This is a genomic window from Streptomyces sp. NPDC058773 (assembly GCF_042746015.1).
Lineage (GTDB): Bacteria > Actinomycetota > Actinomycetes > Streptomycetales > Streptomycetaceae > Streptomyces.
Window position 1 is genome coordinate 39,101 of the sequence record NZ_JBHYPE010000012.1, and the last position, 13,119, is coordinate 52,219.

At 71.0% G+C, this 13,119-nt stretch carries 13 protein-coding genes and 1 pseudogene; 4 read left to right on the top strand and 10 right to left on the bottom strand.

Features of this window, described 5'->3' with window-relative positions:
• Positions 1-297 precede the first annotated feature (297 nt).
• From ACFW5B_RS13365 to ACFW5B_RS13380, 4 genes and pseudogenes are all read left to right on the top strand, one after another.
• Complete coding sequence (locus ACFW5B_RS13365; RefSeq protein WP_386438267.1) at positions 298-576, top strand: hypothetical protein; 279 nt, start codon at positions 298-300, stop codon at positions 574-576.
• Positions 557-1,075: a DUF6879 family protein gene (locus tag ACFW5B_RS13370; RefSeq protein WP_386437882.1), complete on the top strand. Its 519-nt coding sequence runs from the start codon at positions 557-559 to the stop codon at positions 1,073-1,075. Before ACFW5B_RS13365 ends, ACFW5B_RS13370 begins: the two co-directional genes overlap by 20 nt.
• 12 nt (positions 1,076-1,087) lie before the next feature.
• Positions 1,088-1,582 (top strand): annotated as a pseudogene (locus ACFW5B_RS13375) (DUF5753 domain-containing protein); the annotation flags it as partial.
• 462 nt (positions 1,583-2,044) lie between these two features.
• Positions 2,045-2,221, top strand: a complete 177-nt coding sequence (locus ACFW5B_RS13380; RefSeq protein ID WP_235468077.1) for a hypothetical protein — start codon at positions 2,045-2,047, stop codon at positions 2,219-2,221.
• A 57-nt stretch (positions 2,222-2,278) separates the two neighbouring features.
• Here ACFW5B_RS13380 and ACFW5B_RS13385 read toward each other — a convergent pair whose 3' ends face one another.
• From ACFW5B_RS13385 to ACFW5B_RS13430, 10 genes are all read right to left on the bottom strand, one after another.
• Positions 2,279-3,037 (bottom strand): ABC transporter permease, encoded by a 759-nt coding sequence (locus tag ACFW5B_RS13385; protein ID WP_386437885.1) that lies wholly within the window; start codon positions 3,035-3,037, stop codon positions 2,279-2,281.
• Positions 3,034-4,005, bottom strand: coding sequence for an ATP-binding cassette domain-containing protein (locus ACFW5B_RS13390; protein ID WP_386437888.1), 972 nt, complete (start codon positions 4,003-4,005; stop codon positions 3,034-3,036). Before ACFW5B_RS13390 ends, ACFW5B_RS13385 begins: the two co-directional genes overlap by 4 nt.
• Before the next feature lie 39 nt (positions 4,006-4,044).
• Positions 4,045-5,028: a TauD/TfdA family dioxygenase gene (locus tag ACFW5B_RS13395; protein WP_386437891.1), complete on the bottom strand. Its 984-nt coding sequence runs from the start codon at positions 5,026-5,028 to the stop codon at positions 4,045-4,047.
• Positions 5,028-5,264 carry an MbtH family protein gene (locus ACFW5B_RS13400; protein WP_386437893.1) on the bottom strand — a complete coding sequence of 79 codons (237 nt, stop codon included), beginning with the start codon at positions 5,262-5,264 and terminating at the stop codon, positions 5,028-5,030. Before ACFW5B_RS13400 ends, ACFW5B_RS13395 begins: the two co-directional genes overlap by 1 nt.
• Positions 5,261-6,256, bottom strand: coding sequence for a 2,3-diaminopropionate biosynthesis protein SbnA (gene sbnA, locus ACFW5B_RS13405; RefSeq protein WP_386437896.1), 996 nt, complete (start codon positions 6,254-6,256; stop codon positions 5,261-5,263). The genes ACFW5B_RS13400 and sbnA overlap by 4 nt, the downstream gene beginning before the upstream one ends.
• Before the next feature lie 15 nt (positions 6,257-6,271).
• On the bottom strand, positions 6,272-7,309 hold the full coding sequence (sbnB, locus tag ACFW5B_RS13410) for a 2,3-diaminopropionate biosynthesis protein SbnB (RefSeq protein WP_386437898.1): 1,038 nt from the start codon (positions 7,307-7,309) through the stop codon (positions 6,272-6,274).
• 64 nt (positions 7,310-7,373) lie between these two features.
• The gene (locus ACFW5B_RS13415) at positions 7,374-8,369 is read right to left on the bottom strand and encodes a TauD/TfdA family dioxygenase (RefSeq protein ID WP_386437901.1); all 996 of its coding nucleotides are present in this window, start codon (positions 8,367-8,369) and stop codon (positions 7,374-7,376) included.
• Positions 8,353-10,857, bottom strand: coding sequence for an amino acid adenylation domain-containing protein (locus ACFW5B_RS13420; protein ID WP_386437904.1), 2,505 nt, complete (start codon positions 10,855-10,857; stop codon positions 8,353-8,355). The genes ACFW5B_RS13415 and ACFW5B_RS13420 overlap by 17 nt, the downstream gene beginning before the upstream one ends.
• A gap of 215 nt (positions 10,858-11,072) precedes the next feature.
• Positions 11,073-12,455 (bottom strand): cation:proton antiporter, encoded by a 1,383-nt coding sequence (locus tag ACFW5B_RS13425; protein ID WP_386437907.1) that lies wholly within the window; start codon positions 12,453-12,455, stop codon positions 11,073-11,075.
• Entirely contained in the window at positions 12,449-13,027 is a 579-nt protein-coding gene (locus ACFW5B_RS13430; RefSeq protein WP_386437910.1) for a flavin reductase family protein, read from the bottom strand. The genes ACFW5B_RS13425 and ACFW5B_RS13430 overlap by 7 nt, the downstream gene beginning before the upstream one ends.
• Positions 13,028-13,119 lie beyond the last annotated feature (92 nt).

Consider the following 13,119-nt stretch of genomic DNA (forward strand, 5'->3'; position numbering starts at 1 on the left):
TGGAATCACTACGGAGAGGAGTGGTCGTGTCCGGCAGTCTGACCCCACCCGTACATCTCGGCGAACCCCGGCCCGCCCCGAAGCCCGCGGCGGAGTGCGATATCTGCCAGGCGCTGCTAAACGAGCGGCAGTTGGCAGAGGCACGGGGTGACAAGAGCAAAGTTGTGGACCTGAACATCGAACTCAGGAACCACCCGAGTCACGCGGAACAGCAGCAATGACGGCCGAAGTGCGCAGGGGTGGTGGCCCTCTTGACGGCCTGCCCCGGTGGGGCGATGGTCGTGCAATTGGGCGCAATTGTGTCGGCAGGGGAGGACGGCATGTTTCTTAGGAATCATTCCGAACACGCCAGTTGACGACTCTCCAACCATCTGGCTCGACAAGGACAGCGGAGATCTACTGATCCAGTCCTATAAGGCCACAGACGACGAGGTCGCGGCGTGTCAGGAGATCGGTTCGATTCCCGGCCACTCCACGGACGTGCCGGATCACGAGACGATCATCCGGTTGCCGGCCGTGATGCTCCAGTACATCCCCCGACCGGAGGTAGGAGACGGTGAAGCACCCGGTACGTGACGGACTCGCCAAGGCGCAGCACTCCGCGGTGCACTTGGAGATGCGTGACATCTACACCCCGGACGACCCGGAATTCGCGCGTTGGCGGGCAGGGCACCGGTACGACAACGACCCGACGAAGCTGCCGGACTACTGGGGGGCGTGGGGTGACCTGGTGACCGAGACAACCAGGCGCGGAGTCGTCATGCGGCGAGCCCGCATCATCTCGGAGCCGGTGACCGACTACATCAAGTATGAGCACGATCTGACGTTCGCCAATGTGGCTGTCGGAGAGCAGGTCCGATGGCTGTCCCGCCGCAACGCCGCGGACCTGTCGCTGCCCGGGACCGACCTGTGGATGTTTGATGGGTCGTCGGTCCTGTTCACCTACTTCTCCGGCGTCGGTGAGGTCGTCGACCGAGAGTGGCGTACGGAACCAACCGTCACCGCGTTGGTGAGTTCGGCATTCGAAGCCGTGTGGGAGCGGGCTACCCCGCACGAGGAGTACAAGCTCGTCTGATCCATGGCAGCTTCGTCATGGCTTGTGCCTGGACTGCTCCAGACCTACAGCTATACGGAAGACGTCTTGCGGGCCGTTCAGCGAAGGCGGGTCGCGATTGATGACGTAGCCGATGCTGTCGCCGCTCGCATGGACCGTCAGCGGGTCCTGTACGAAGGCCAGAAGCGGTTCGCCTTCTTGATCGAGGAGTCGGTGTTGCACAACGGCCTTGGCAGCGCCGAGACGCAGAGGGAGCAGCTTGAGCACCTGCTGATGGTCGGCACGTTGCCCAACGTGAGCCTCGGAGTGATCCCGGCCAGGACCGGACGGGCCCGTATGCCGGTGGAAGGGTTCTGGATCTCCGACAGGTCTCAGGTCAACGTAGAGCTTGTCTCGGGCTATCTCACACTCACGCAGCCCAGTGAAGTAGGTGCCTATGCCGACACGTTCACCATGCTGGCCGACCTCGCCGTCTACGGTGCCAAGGCTCGTGCGCTGATCACATCGGCTATGGCCTCATTGAGGTGATTGCCCTGCAATCACGCGCAATCGACTGTGAGTTGAGCCCGACCTCTTCCTAGCGTTGTCGTCACCGAGATGACGCGCGAGGCGAACGGTGTGGAGGGTTCATGACCAGCCCGATTCGGTACAGCCAACCGCCCATTGAACTACCGCTGGACGGATGGCTACTCGATGGCGAGCCGGCGCCCGGCTGCAAGGTGTGTGGAGCCCTGGACCTCCAGCGGAGCCAGGCGCGGAAGCGAAACGACTGGGCGGCAGCATGCGCTGCTGCTCGGGAGATCCGGAGCCACGGCCATCGGCACGTAGAGGCGTCATGAGCGGCCCGAAGACTCCCGCCCCGGCGGCGGAACCTGGACAGTCGAGCAGCCGGGACGGGTGACCAACCGCGGAGGAAAACCTCTGCGGCCCTACGGGTCATGCCCTCGACGGTACGGCGGCATGGCCCCTTGCGAAAGAGGAGGCTGGTAGATGAGCGCCTTGGCTGTCGAGACCTATGAGACGCGCACGCCCGACGCGGAAGGCTGGCGCGGAGTCCCGTTCATGCACCCCGCGGACATGGAGGCGGACGGCGGCAAGCACGACGGCGGGCCCATGCCCCCGGAGGCCCCGCGCGAGCCGCAGCCGCAGGGCGGGGACGGCAAGTAGTCCCTGTGCGGGCGGGCCGTCGCCGGCCGGCAGCCGGCGCGGCCCGTCCGCCCCCCCTCACGTCCGAGCCCGGTACTTCCACACAGACAGCGGCAGGAACACCGCGATCAGCCCCGCGATCCACAGCAGGGCGCCCTGGGCGGAGGCCGCGACCGGGCCGCCGATCATCAGGTTGCGGGAGGCGTCGACGACCAGGGTCATCGGGTTGTGTTCGACGAAGACCCGTAGCCAGTCGGGCATGGTGTTGGGCGCGACGAAGACCGAACTGCCGAACTGGAGCGGGAGCATGGCGATGGTGCTCACGCTCTGCACCGTGTCGATGCTGCGGGCGGCCAGGCCGATGAAGGCGTTCACCCAGCACAGCGCGATGCCGTACAGCAGCAGCAGACCGAAGGCGGCGAGGGTGGGCAGCAGGCCGTTGTCCGCGCGGAAGCCGATGAGCAGGGCGAAGGCGAACACCGCGAGCTGGCTGATCAGCAGCCGGACCGAGTCGGCCGAGACCCGGCCGATGAGCACCGCGGAACGGGCGACGGGCATCGACCGGTAGCGGTCCATCACCCCGGAGGAAAAATCGGTGTTGAGCGCGATGCCCGCGGTGCGGGAGACGATGGTGTGGTTCAGGGCCATGATTCCCGGCATCAGATACTGCCGGTAGTCCGCGCTGTTGCCGGCGATCGCGCCGCCGAAGGCATAGATGAAGATGACCGACAGCACCACCGGCATCAGCGCGGTGTCCAGCACCTGCCCCGGGCTGGCCAGCGACTTGCGCAGATTGCGGCGCGAGAGCGCCAGCGAGTGACGTACCAGTGAACTCATGCCGCGCTCCTAGCGGCGACGGGTTCCCTGGCAGCCGCGGGTCCGGTGAGCTTGAGGAAGACCTCGTCAAGGCTCGGGATATGGGTGTCCAGTGAGGCGAGCGGGATACCGGTCTCGCCGAGGGTGCGGACCACGGCGGTGAGCTGGCTTCCCCCGCCGGTGAGGGGCAGTTGGAGCCGTCCCTCGTCCGTCATGACGGTCGCCTCGGTGTGGCCCGCCGTCACCAGGACCTGGCAGATCCGCGTCAGATCGCCGGGCTTCTCGGGCTGGATGCGGAGCATCTGGCCGCCCAGGCGCGCCCGCAGCTCGGCGGTGGAGCCGGAGGCGATGACCCGGCCGCTGTCGATCACCACCAGGGCGTCGGCGAGCGCCTCAGCCTCCTCCATGTACTGGGTGGTGAGCAGCACGGTCGTGCCCTGTTCCGCGAGCCGGTTCACCTCCGCCCAGAGGCTGTTGCGGCTGTGCGGGTCGAGGCCCGTGGTCGGTTCGTCGAGGACCAGGACGCGGGGGTCGCCGGTGAGGCTGGCCGCCAGGTCGAGCCGCCGGCGCATGCCGCCCGAGTAGCCGCCGACGGGCCGTTTGCCGGCCTCGGTGAGGCTGAAGCGTTCCAGCATTTCGTCGGCGCGGGCCCTGGCCTTGCGCCCGCGCAGATTGAACAGCCGGGCGATCAGATAGAGGTTCTCCCAGCCGGAGATGTCCTCGTCCACCGAGGCGTACTGGCCGGTGAGTCCGATCAGCGGGCGCACCTTGGCGGCCTCGCGCACGACATCGTGCCCGTGCACCAGGATGCGCCCACTGTCCGGCCGGATGAGCGTGGAGACCATGCGCACCAGCGTGGTCTTGCCGGCGCCGTTGGGGCCCAGCAGTCCGAGCACCCGGCCGGCCGGAACCTCCAGGCTGACCCCCCGGATCGCGGCCGTACTGCCGAAGTTCTTCGCCAGATTCTCGATCCGGATGGCAGGGGTCATGGGTGCCGGGTCCTTTCAGGAGTTGCGGTACGGAGGCTGTCAGTCAAGGACGTAACCGTCTCCGGACCGGGACCCGCGGGAGCGGCGCAGATCGGTGAGGACGAAGGTGCGCTGAAGCCAGCGGTCGCGGCCGTCGTAGCGCGGCTGGAAGGCGCTGCGCCCATGGGTGGTGACCCGGTTGTCCACGATCGCCAGATCGCCGGGGGCCAGCACCGTGCTCTGGCCGGTCCGCTCGAAGGCGTCGCCGAGCTCGTCCATCGCCCGGCGGGCCCGGTCGGTGACCGGCTCGGTGGCCGCGAAGTCGATCCGCAGATCCGGGTCCTCGGGTGCCCCGAAGATCACCGGGTGCGGCTCGGTGCCGCCGTCCGACCCGCCGAAGGACGGCGGGGGAGCGGTGACGAACTCCGGTGCGGCCAGCGCCGCCCGGGTCTCCTCGCTCAGCAGCGGCATCGCCGCGCGGATACCGGCGGTGCGCAGTGCGGCGACCTTCTCGTGGTCGGCGCGCAGGCACAGCAGCATGACGAAGTCGGGGCGGTGCGGATGGAAGGCGTTCTCGTTGTGGAACGTCAGCAGGACCGAGCCCGCGTTGCCCTGGAACTCCTCCTTCCCCGGCACCGGCACCACGTCCTGGACCAGGGCGCCGGTCTTCTCCGGCCGGAAGGCGGCCGGGTCGCCGAGACCGCAGGCCACCATCGTCAGCACCGCGGCCGAGACCGAGCCCGCCCGCTGCACGGAACCGGCGCCGGACGGGGTGTCCGGCAGCGCGGCCTCGTCCACCGGCAGACCGCGCAGCAGCAGCACGCCGCTGCGCCCGGAGTCACGGCGGAAGTCGTGCAGCGGCCGGCGCAGCCCGAGCGGCAGCTCCGACCAGCCGGAACGCGCGGCATCGACCCAGTCGGCGCTGTCCACCAGGGCGGCACCGGAGGCCACCACCCGGCGGGCGGCCTGCTCCGCCGCCACGGATTCGTCCGGGGTGAGCGACGTGACCCGCGCCGCCGCCCCGGTATCGAGGGTCACGGTCATCAGGAGGCCGCCTTCGCGGTACCGGCGGAGCCCTCCATCGCACGGACCAGACTCAGCGGACGCATATCGGTCCACTGCGCGGCGATGTACTCCAGGGCCTCGGCGCGGCCGGTCTCCGGCAGGGCGGCCTTCCAGCCGTCCGGGATCTCGGCGAACGCCGGCCAGAGGGAGTACTGGCCCTCGTCGTTGACCAGCGCCAGGTAGCGGCCCTCGGCGTCCTCGAACGGGTTGGTCATCGTAGTGCCTCTCTCGTCTCAGGGCTGGGGTGCGCGGGCCGGAGGGTGTCCTCGCCGTAGACGCCCTGCACCCAGTTGGTGTGGTAAACGGTGTCGAGATAGCGCTCGCCCATATCGGGCGAGAGGGCGACCGAGGAGAGCCCCGTCCGCCCGCCGTGCCCGGACAGCCAGCGGTCGGCGCCGCTGACGACCGTCCCGGTGGAGCCGCCGAACAGAAAGCCGCGCGCGGCCAGCCGGTGGCACATCCGCACGGTGTCCGGCTCCGGGACGAGCACCACGTCGTCGACGTAGTCCTCGTCCAGCAGCGCCGGGCGGACCCCGGACCCCAGGCCCGGGATCATCCGGGGCGCCGGCGGGTGGCCGAAGGCGACCGAGCCGACGCTGTCCACGGCCACGATGCGGACCCCGGGCCGGTGCTCCTTGAACCAGCGGGCGCAGCCCATCAGGGTCCCGGTCGTTCCCGCCCCGACGAAGAGCACGTCCAGGCCGGGGTGGCTCCGGTGGATGCCGGGCGCCGTGTGCCGGTAGTGCGCACGCCAGTTGGCGGGGTTGACGTACTGGTTGAGCCAGACGTACCGGGAGTCCTCCGCGCACAGCTGGCGTACGTGGGCGATCCGCGCGCCGAGGAAGCCGCCCTCGGGCGCCGGCTCGGTGATGGTGTGGACGGTGGCGCCGAGCGCCTCCATCAGCCGCTTGGAGGCCAGATTGCACCGGGAGTCGGTGACGCAGACGAAGCGGTAGCCCTTGCTGGCCGCGATGACGCTCAGCGCGACGCCCAGATTGCCGGACGAGGATTCCACCAGGACGGAACCGGGCGACAACTGCCCGGCCTCCTCGGCGGCCTCGACCATTTCCCGTGCGGCCTTCTGCTTCACCGACCCGGTGAAATTGAAGCCCTCGCACTTGAGGTGCAGCGGGATACCGAGGACGGCGTCGAGATCGACGTACAGGTCTTCCTCGTTGAATTCCTGGGGAGCCGAAATAGTCGGCACGGGTGGCCTCCCGCCCTAGCCGTAACGGCGCATCTCGTGGAAGAAATCGTCGACGACCCGCAGCTCGCCGGATTCCTTCACGGATTCGTAGACATGCCGGCCGAGCGCCAGGTCCAGCACCCCCAGGCCGAACGGGGAGAAGATCACCGGCCGGCCGGCGGGCGGCTGCACCTTCCCGGTCAGGACGTCGTGCAGGGTGCCGTCGAGGAAGTCCCGGTGGCCCACCCGCTGTTCGGCCAGGTGCACCGAGGTGTCCGCCTTGAGGCAGTGCTCCACGTCGTCCACGAAGTTGGCCGCGCCGAGCACCACCTCGGGCGACAGATCCCGCAGCGAGACATGCAGCACGAGCGGGTTGTGCGCGAACCAGCCGGGCTCGGTGACATGCGGGGTGCCCGCGACGGTCGCGAAGACCACCAGGTCGCAGGAGCGGATCAGCTCCTCGGCGGAGCCGTGCACGGTGACCGTGCCGGGCTCGCCGGACTCCCGGAGGTAGTCGGCGAAGCCGCCCGCGTGCGCCGCCGACAGGTCGTGCACCCCGATCTCGTCGAACCGCCAGCCGGTGCGCGCCAGATAGGTGTGGATGTAGCGGGCGATCAGCCCGACGCCGAAGAAGCCGATCCGGGCCGGCCGGCCGCCGCGGCCGGCGCTGATCCGGTCGGCGGCGAGCGCCGCGGACGCCGCGGTGCGGGCGGCGCTGATGATGGAGCTCTCCAGGCACGCCAGCGGGTAGCCGGTGGCAGGGTCGTTGAGGATCAGCACCGCCGAGGCGCGCGGAATGCCGGCCTCGACGTTCTCCGGGAAGCTGGAGATCCACTTCAGGCCGTCCGTGGGCAGCTCGCCGCCGATCGAGGCGGGCAGCGCGATGATCCGGGAGGACGGGCGGTCGGGGAAGCGGAGGAAGTACGACGGCGGGTTCACCGTCTCGCCTCCGCCGTGCAGCCGGTAGGCCGTCTCGATCAGGTCGACGACGCCCTGGTGGTGCGCGTCGAGGACCTGGTGCACCTGGGCTCCGGAGATGACGGAGAACGAAGGCGCGGCGTGCTGCTGGGGCATGGGAAGCTCCGTGGAACCGTAGAGGAGGGGGAGGGGCCGGTCGTTTCCGGACCGGCCCGGCCGGTCAGCCGGCGGCGGGCAGGACGTGCCCGGCCAGGCGCACCGGGTCGCCGAAGAGCGCGACGATCTCGCGGTCGCCCTCGTACGCCTCGCGGCTGTGCGCCGTCCGCAGGTTGTCGACCACGAGCAGATCGCCCGCCTGCCACGGCTCCCGCACGGTCGCCGCCGTGTACACCTCGTTGATGACCTCGACGACCTGCGCCGGGACGGGCTCGCCGTCGCCGTGGAAGGTGGTGAACGGCAGCGCGTTGGGCCCGTACAGCGACACCAGGTACTCGCGCACCGCCGGGTCCATGGTCAGCTCGTTGAGGAAGGCGATCTGGTTGAACCAGAGCCGCTCGCCGGTGGCGGGGTGGCGGACCACCGCCGCGCGGTGCTGCACGGTGCGCAGCGAGCCGTCGGGCAGCCAGGTGTGCTCCAGGGCGTGTGCCCGGCAGTACGCCTCGACCTGCCCGGCGTCGTCGGTGCCGAACGATGCGGTCCAGCTCACGCCGATGTCGCGGTAGTTGCGGGCCAGCCGCCAGCCGTCCCGCTCGAAGCGCGCCACGAGGTCCGCGGGCAGCGCCGCCAGCACCGTCCGGGCGTCGGCCACCGCGGTCGCACCGCCGGAGCGGGGCGCCGTCAGACAGCCGAACAGGGCGATACCGGGCACCTCGTCGCCGTAACTCCGCTCGTGGTGCATGCACATCGGCTCGTCGGCCGGCCACTCCGAGGCGCCGTACACCCCGTCGCCGAAGTCGGTCCGGCCGGTGAAGCCCTCCCGCTCGGTCATCGGCGTCACCCCGAGCGCCGCCGCGGCCCGGCCCAGATCGGCCGGTGCGGTAAGGCCCAGGCCCCGGACGAGCAGGGCGCCGTGCCGGCCGAGCAGGGCGCGCACGGTCTCGCCGGGGAGGTCCGGACCGGGCACCCGCAGGACCGGGGTCCGGCCTTCGGCGAGGACCAACTCGACGCCGTCGCCGAGGTTTTCGGATACGGCCGGGCCGTCACACGTGGCTGTCAACTGGCTGCCTTCCTGGATTCGGAGCCCCGGCGGCCCGGCGGTCGAGCAACGCCGCACAGTCCGCGAGAACAGGGTGCTGCTGGAGTTCGGCGGGCGTCAGCGCACGGTCCAGCGCGATCGCCAGCCGCAGCAGGGACAGCGAGGTCCCGCCGCTGTCGAAGAAATGGGAGGTCCGGCCGATCCGGCCGGCCGGCACCTTCAGGACCCCGGACCACAGCTGTGCGAGCCGCCGTTCGGTGTCCGTGCGCAGGTCCGCGCCGTCGCCGGCGGACTCCTCCTGCGCGGCGAGCCGGGTCAGCGCCTTGCGGTCGATCTTGCCGTTGGCGGTGAGCGGCAGTGCGTCGAGCCGGCGGAACCGGCTGGGGATCATGTAGCCGGGCAGCGCCGCGCCGAGCGACTCCAGGAGCTGCGCGTCGGACAGCTTCTCGCCGCTGTGGAAGGCCACCAGCTGCCGGCCCTCGCCCTCGCCGGTGACGACGACGGCGCTGTCCCGCACCCCGGCCACCCGGAGCAGCTGGTTCTCCACCTCGCCGATCTCGATCCGGAAGCCCCGGATCTTGACCTGGGCGTCCCGGCGGCCGAGGAACTCCAGCCGCCCGTCCGGCAGCCAGCGGCCGAAGTCGCCGGAGCGGTAGCTGCGTTCACCGGGCAGCAGGGGGTCGGGCAGGAACGCGGCGCGGGTGCGCTCCTCGTCGTTGACGTAGCCCCGTCCGACGCAGACGCCGGAGAAGAGGATCTCGCCCGGCGAGCCCAGCGGCACCGGCCGCAGCCGCTCGTCGACCACATGGATACGGACGTTGGCGACGGGGCGGCCCAGCGGCACCGAGGCCTGTTCCGGCACCCGGCGCATCACCTCGTGGTTGGTGTCGTCGGACGTCTCGGTCAGGCCGTACGCGTTGACCAGCGCGACGTCGGGAAACGTGGCGAACCAGCGCTCCACCAGCTCCTTCTTGAGCGCCTCGCCGGTCGCCGACACATGGCGCAGCCGGGGCAGCGCACGCGGGCTGCGCTCCAGCTCGGTCAGTACCACTTCGAGGTAGGAGGGCACGGCCTGGAGCACCTCGACGCCGCCGGTGGCGAGGGTGTCGAGGAAGCGCGCGGTGTCCAGGATGTCCGGCTGCCCGATGATGAGCGTACGGCCGCCGACGGCCAGTGCGGCCACCAGCTGCCACAGCGAGATGTCGAAGCACTGCGGAGCGGTCTGGGCGACCACCCGGCCTTCGGCGATCTCCAAGTCGTCGATCTTGGCGAGCAGATGGTTGAGGAAGCCCGCGTGCTCGCACACCGCGCCCTTGGGCGCACCGGTCGAACCGGAGGTGAAGTAGATGTACGCGCTCTGGCCCGCGGCCACCGGGACACCGGGGTCGGTGACCGGGTGGTCCCCGGCGAGCAGGGTCTCCAGCTGCTCGGCGCGCACCCCGGGCAGCGCGGTCAGCGCCTCGGCCAGGCCCGCGGAGGCGTCCCGTTCGGTCAGCACCCGGCGGCAGCCGGCGCGCTCCAGCATGCCGGTGATCCGGTCGGCCGGGAAGTGCGGTTCCACCGGCAGATAGACACCGCCGGCCTTGAAGACCGCCAGTACGGCGACCAGCCAGTGCAGCGTGCGCCCGGTGACCACCGCGACCACGTCCTCGTCGCGCAGTCCGCCGTCGCGCAGTGCGTGGGCGACGCGGTTGGCGCGCTCGTTGAGCTCGCGGTAGCTCCAGGACTCGGTGCCGTGCACGGCGGCGATGTCGTGCGGCCGCAACCGCACCTGGTCCTCGAAGAGTTCGTGCACCCGGCGGTCGGGCAGCTCCCGGTACGGGCCCGCGAACTCCGTCAGCTGCTGCGCCACCTCCCGCTCCGGCACCGGGGTCCACTCCTGGTGGTCCGCGTCGGGCCGCTCGGCCACCTCGGCCAGCGCGGCGAGCAGATAGCCGGCGAACCGGCCGGCCTGCGCCTCGTCCACGGCGCTCTGCCGGTGGCTCAGCACCAGCTCCAGCCGGCCGCCGGTCCGGGCCAGCCCGGCGGCGAGCACGGTGCCGTCCGTCAGGTCCTCGGGACCGGCCGCCCGCCCGGCGACCAGGACGGTGTCGAACAGCGGCGCCGTCCGCCCGGTCCCGGCACGCAGCGCGTCGAGGTCCGTCACGGAATGCCCCTGGACCTCGTCCGCGAGCCCGGCGGCCTCGGTGACCAGCTCCGCCCAGGAACCGCCGGACAGTGCGGCCCGCAGCGGCAACGGGCTTTTCCGCGTGGCCTTTTCGGGCAGAAATCCGGTCACCACGGCGGAGTCACCGGTCACCGCTGCCAGCACCCGCAGATGAGCGGCCAGCAGCAGGGTGTCCGGGGAAAGGCCCTGCCGTTCCGACCGGCGCAGCAATTCTCCGGCGGGGCCGGCCGGAATCGCGGTGCGGTGTACGGCGGGGAGGTCCGCCGGCGTCCCCGACCAGCGGGGCAGCGGTGTGAACCCGCCGCCGAGAACTCTTTGCCAGAATGCGCGGTCCGCAGCCATCACACCGCAACCTCCTTTGGGGCCAAGCCGGTTGTTCTCACGAACCGGTGCTGTTCATGAGCGAACAAGACGGTAGGGCGGCGGCTTATTGGCCAGATATCGCGCCGTCGGTGACCGGCGATAGTCCGTATTGCACGGGCCCTTGCGTGACCTCTCGCATGGCTTATTGCGGGGGCTATTGCAGGGCTTATTGCATGCCGGGGGTCACCCCGGGCTCAGGCGTCCGCCCGGACCGGAGCGCCCCGTGTGGCGGCGCCCGGGGAGCCGTCGGCGCCGCCCGGCGCGGGCTCCGGCGGCTTCGTGCCCAGCAGCTTGAGCATCGGGCCGGTCATCGCGGTGGTGCCGACGGCCATCAGGACCAGCACCGTCAGGCCCGTCGTGCTGATCAGATGGCGCTGCCAGCCGATCCCGGCCACCACCAGCTCGGTGACCCCGCGGCAGTTCATCAGCGCGCCGAAGCGCAGCGACTCCTTCGGCGGATGCCCCATGAGCCGGGCGGCGCCGCCCGCACCGACGAGCTTGGTCAGGGTCGCCACGATCACGACCCCGGCGAGCACCAGCCAGTGCCACGGGTCCCGCCCCAGCGCGCCGACCGAGACATTGAGCCCCACACCGGCGAAGAACAGCGGCAGCAGCACGGTCAGCGTGAAGCCCTGCAACTGCTGGTTCATCCGGTCGGTGACCGTGGAGTCCCGCGGGATCGCCGTCCCGAACAGGAATGCCCCGATGACCGCGTGCAGCCCCAGCAGATGCGTCAGCACGGCGTAGCTGATCGCGCCGACCAGCAGCAGCGGCAGCAGCGTCCCCTTGCCGGGCCGCTGCTCCGCCCGCCGCACCGCGGTCGCCAGCAGCGGACGCACCACGAGCACGGTGAACACCACCAGGGCCAGCACCAGAGCGATGGTGCTGCCCATGCCGATGGCGTCGCCGGACCCGGTCGCCGCGAGGATGACGGTCAGCGCGAGCCAGGCGATCCCGTCTCCCACCGCCGCGCTGGCCAGCGCGAACTGGCCGACCGGGGTGCGGTCCAGCCGCAGGTCGGTCAGAATCCGGGCGAGCACCGGCAGCGCGGTCACCGACAGCGCCAGCCCGAAGAAGCAGAGGTAGCCGAGGGCGTGCGGGGTCGAGCCGCGCAGCATCTCGGGGGCGGCCGCGGCGAGCCCCAGCCCGGCCACGAACGGCAGTCCCATCGCGCCGAGCACACTCACCCCGACCGTCCCGAGGGCCTTCTTCGGGTTCTCCAGACGCAGTTCGCAGCCGAGCAGGAACATGAAGACGATCAGCCCGAGCTGGGCCACCGTGTTGAGGGCGGAGACGACCTCGGGGGAGAGCAGCCAGGCCTGCCCGGACGGCCACACCCAGCCCAGCAGCGAGGGGCCGAGCAGCAGCCCGCCCAGGATCTCCCCGATCACCAGCGGCTGCCCGAGCCGGCTCAGCAGCGCACCCAGCAGATGGCTGAGCAGAATGATCACCATGACGGCGAGCAGGAACCGGGCCGTGGTGTCGACCTCGGCCGACGAGCCCCCGGAGCCCAGCCGGCCCCACCACAGCACCACGGCGGCGAGCAGCAGGACGACGCCCGCACCGATCTTCAGCATGACGACACCGGGGTACCGAAAGCGAGCGGCGCGGCGGGTACCTCGCCGCCCGGCCAGGACGCGAACCCCCGGGCCCCGTACAGCAGCGGCGTCCCCGACTGCTGGGTGACCCCCGTGACCGCGCCCAGCACGAGGGTGTGGTCGCTCACCTCGACCAGCCGCGTCACCCGGCACTCGGCGACCGCGAACGCGTCATCGGCCAGCCACGGCAGCCCGGCGTCCGGCGAGGGCCGCCAGCCGACCTGGCCGAACCGGTCCGCGACCGGGCGGGCGAACACCTCCCCGGCCCGCTCCCCCCGGTCGTGCAGCAGATTCACCGCGAAGGCGCCGTACTCGCGCAGCGCCTGAAGCGTCTCCCCACGGGTGGTCAGCCACACCGACAGGGTCGGCGGCGCGGTGGTCACGCTCGACAGCGAACTGCATGTCAGCCCGCGTGGCCGGTCGTCCGCCCCGTACGTGGTGATCACGGCGACGCCGGTGGGAAAAGCGCCCATCAGCGAACGGAAGGCGTCGGCCGGCACCGGGCGGGTGGCCGTGTCCGGCGCGGACGGGGGTGGGGGAAGGCTAGCCATTGAGGTCGTCCTCCGGTTGGGGTGCCGGCCGGCACGGGGCCCGCCCCGGGCTCCCGTGCCGCACGGGCAGGTGAAGCGCCGACGCCCGTACC

Bases quoted from the DNA above. Each gene is read 5' to 3' on its own strand.
- ACFW5B_RS13380 (WP_235468077.1), top strand. From the start codon at position 2,045: ATGAGCGCCTTGGCTGTCGAGACCTATGAGACGCGCACGCCCGACGCG.
- ACFW5B_RS13385 (WP_386437885.1), bottom strand. From the start codon at position 3,037: ATGAGTTCACTGGTACGTCACTCGCTGGCGCTCTCGCGCCGCAATCTG.
- ACFW5B_RS13390 (WP_386437888.1), bottom strand. From the start codon at position 4,005: ATGACCCCTGCCATCCGGATCGAGAATCTGGCGAAGAACTTCGGCAGT.
- ACFW5B_RS13395 (WP_386437891.1), bottom strand. From the start codon at position 5,028: ATGACCGTGACCCTCGATACCGGGGCGGCGGCGCGGGTCACGTCGCTC.
- ACFW5B_RS13400 (WP_386437893.1), bottom strand. From the start codon at position 5,264: ATGACCAACCCGTTCGAGGACGCCGAGGGCCGCTACCTGGCGCTGGTC.
- sbnB (WP_386437898.1), bottom strand. From the start codon at position 7,309: ATGCCCCAGCAGCACGCCGCGCCTTCGTTCTCCGTCATCTCCGGAGCC.
- ACFW5B_RS13420 (WP_386437904.1), bottom strand. From the start codon at position 10,857: ATGGCTGCGGACCGCGCATTCTGGCAAAGAGTTCTCGGCGGCGGGTTC.
- ACFW5B_RS13425 (WP_386437907.1), bottom strand. From the start codon at position 12,455: ATGCTGAAGATCGGTGCGGGCGTCGTCCTGCTGCTCGCCGCCGTGGTG.
- ACFW5B_RS13430 (WP_386437910.1), bottom strand. From the start codon at position 13,027: ATGGCTAGCCTTCCCCCACCCCCGTCCGCGCCGGACACGGCCACCCGC.